The following is a 3331-nucleotide window of genomic DNA, read 5'->3' as shown; positions in this document are numbered from 1 at the left end:
GTGTGACAGCGGGTTCGGAGGCCAGAATCAGCTCCGCGACCTTCGGGCCCGCCTGTTCCAAACTGAACGAGCGGCCCATCTGCATCGACATCAGGTCGATGCCGAGCGTCTTGGTGACCCGCGCGCCCAGTTCGACCGCCATCAACGAGTCGAGCCCCAGCTCCGGCACGGGCACCGTCATGTCGATCGATTCGACCGGAACCCCCATGACCACCGCGAGTTCGTCGGCCATCTTGCGGGCGATGGCGGGTCCGCGCTTGGCTTCCTCCATCGCGGCGAGTTCGGCGCGGAGCTTGGCCAATTCGGAGGTGTCCTTGGCCGAGGACTGCGCCAGGGCGGCGGTGCGGCCGGTGCGTACCAGCTGCGGGAAGGTTCCGGTCAGTTTCGCCCAGTCGGTGGGAATGATCGCCGCGTTCGTCACGCCGAGGCGCAGGGTCTGTTCGAGGTAGGCGGTGGCGTCGGCCATGTCGATCGGACCGAAACCCACCAGGTCCAGATACTTTTCGGCGGTTTCATCCGACGCCATGCCGCCCGAGGCGCCGGACAGGTGTCCCCAGCCGACGCACAGTGCGCGCTCCCCCGCGGCGGCCCAGCGCCGGGCCAGAGTTTCGACGGCGACGTTGGCAGCACAGTAGTTGTATTGACCGTAGATCCCGTACATCGAGCCGCCCGAGGAACACAGCACGAACATGTCGAGGGTGATGCCCGCGTCGGCTACCGCCTGGTGGATCACCTGCGCGCCATGGACTTTGGGGCGATAGACCCGGTCGAGCTCGTCGCGCGCCATGCTGGCGAGACGGTTGTCGGCCACCGCGCCCGCGGCGTGGAACACCGCGCGCAACGGGTGTTGTTCGCTGTGCGCGCGGGCGACGATCGCGGCGACGGCGGCGGCATCGGTGACGTCGGCGTGTTCTTCGATCACCTCGATGCCCACCGCGCGCCACACCTCGAGCTGACGGCGCGCCGTCTCGGTGGCGGCGCCGCTGCGCCCGACCAGTACCAGCCTGCGCGCACCGCGCAGCGCCAGCCAGCGGCCGATCGCCATGCCGAACCCACCGAACCCACCGGTGATGAGATAGTTTCCGGCGCCGTCGATGTCGAGCGGCGGCAGCGAGGGCCGCACGGGCGGGCGCGGATCGTCCATCCGCAGGGCGACCCGGCCGACGCGCGAGGACCGCAGTGTCTCCTCGAACGCCTGACTCACCTCGTGTGTCTCGAACATCTGGTACGGCAGCGGGGTGTAGACGCCTTCGGTGACCTTCTCGAACACCCGCTCCAGCAGTCGCGACAGCCGTTGCGGGCGCACCGCGACCAGGCGGTCCAGATCCATCGAGTAGTAGGCGAGGTTCTTGTCGAAGTTGGCCAGTTCCAGCAGCCCGCCGGTGTAGATGTCGGCCTTGCCGACCTCGACGATGCGACCGAATTCGGCTGCGGCGTTGAAGTTCTGGCGCAGGATCTCACCGGGTGCGCTGCTGACGATCACATCGGCACCGGCGCCGCCGGTCAGCGCGAGGACATCGTCGACGAAATTGAGCGACCGCGAGTTCACCGCGAAATCCGCGCCCATGGCCAGGACGTGTTCGCGCCGCTCGGGCGAGCTCGCGGTGCCGATGATGCGGGCGCCGATGGACTTGGCCACCTGGATGGCCGCGGTGCCGACGCCGCCCGCCGCACCGTGGATCAGCACGGTCTCGCCCGGTTCGAGGCGGGCCAGGTCGTGCAGGGCGTATTCGGCCGTGCCGAAGGCGATGGTGCTGGTGCAGTAGCCGGGATCGGTGTCGGCGGGCACGATCACCGCCAGCGCCCGATCGACGACGGCGAATCGGCGCATCATGCCCTTGGACGCCACCGCGACCTTGTCGCCGACCGCGACATCGCTGACCTCGGCACCGACCCGAACCACGGTGCCGATGCCCTCCATACCGGGCACGGTGCCGAAATACGTCGGCGCGAGTTCGCGTTCGCCGAGCAGGCCGATGACCTTGAGCGGATCCTTGTAGTTCAATCCGATCACCGCCATCGCGACCTCGATCTGGCCCGCGGCCGGCTCCGGACGTGGGCATTCACGCCACGCCACCTGCGAGAGCACCCGCGTGCGTGGCATGTCCAGCTCGAAGTTCGCCGCCGGATCGGCCAGCGGATGCGACGTCTCGAGCTCGTCGATGCGCTCGGGCAGCGGCTTGGTCACCATCGGCGCCCAGCGCCTGCCGTCGCGCAGCAGCACCTCGTCGCTGTTGTCGAGGGTGAAGGCACCGGGCACACCCAGTTCGGCGACGAGTTCGGCGACGGTGGTGCCGGGCTCGGTGTCGACCAACCGCCAGCGCAGCGGGGTCTGTTCGTTGAGCAGCACCCGGCGGCCACCGGCGAGCGCGGCCTGGCGCGGGTCCGGTGCGACATCGCTGCCGGGAACCGTGAAGGCGGATTCGGTGACCAGCGTGGCGTGGACGTTGCCGTCGCCGAAGCTGATCTGTGGCGGGGCGCCTTCCACGGTCGGGGTGACGTACTCCGACACCGCGACCGCGACGCGCTTGAGCGTCCACAGGTCGGCGACGTCGTCGGTGCCCGCACCGACGACCACACAGACGTGGGTGCGCTGCGTTTCGTCGGCTTTCGCCGCCTCCAGATTCGCGACGAGCTCCGACTCCAGTTCGTCGCTGTTCGGATCGACGAGCTGCACCCGCGACCCCGGGATCGCGGCGGCCAGTTCGGCGGTGCGCGGGCTGTCACCGAGCGCGACGATCACGGTGGACACCGACCCGGCTTCGGTCAACGCCGCGGGGTCGATCGGGTCGCGCTCTTCGAGCACCTCGGTGTAGTAGAAGTCGGCCATCCGGTGCAGCGGGCTGTCACCGGGCTTGAGCGCACCGATCTGCAGGCCGGTCAACCGCGCCACCAGGTTTCGGTCCCGGTCGAGCAGGTCGACATCGGCGCGCAGGCGGGCACCGGGGTCGCGGCGGGCGATGACGGTGATCTCCGCGGGGAGTTCGGCGAGCAGCCGCACCGCGTTCACCCCGACGGGCACCATCACGCCCTCGTTGATCCGTTCGTCGGTGAAAAGCATGGCCGCGCACTGCATCGCGGCGTCGACGACGGCCGGATGCGCCAGATGTCGCGAGCCTTCGGCGATGCTCCCGTCGACGGTGGCCAGCACCACGTCGCGTCCCACCCGCACAGAGGTCACCCGCTGGAACGTCGGACCGTATTGCAGCCCGGCCGAGGCCAGGCCCGCGTAGAACATCGCCGGGTCGACGTCGACACCGACCTCGATGGTGGGCAACGCGACTTCGGTCTGTTCGTGGCTGCCGGTCAGGGTGCGCCCGGTCGAGTGCAC

1 protein-coding gene is annotated in these 3331 nt (G+C 69.3%); it reads right to left on the bottom strand.

The window, feature by feature from the left end; genetic code table 11:
* On the bottom strand, nt 1-3331 hold a 3331-nt coding region (locus ACFWF3_RS29415; protein ID WP_379316852.1), incomplete at both ends, for an SDR family NAD(P)-dependent oxidoreductase.

The sequence above is a fragment of the Nocardia sp. NPDC060220 genome (assembly GCF_042727815.1).
GTDB lineage: Bacteria > Actinomycetota > Actinomycetes > Mycobacteriales > Mycobacteriaceae > Nocardia.
Note: the sequence above shows the minus strand (reverse complement) of the source record. Positions and strands in the feature narration are given on the sequence as shown.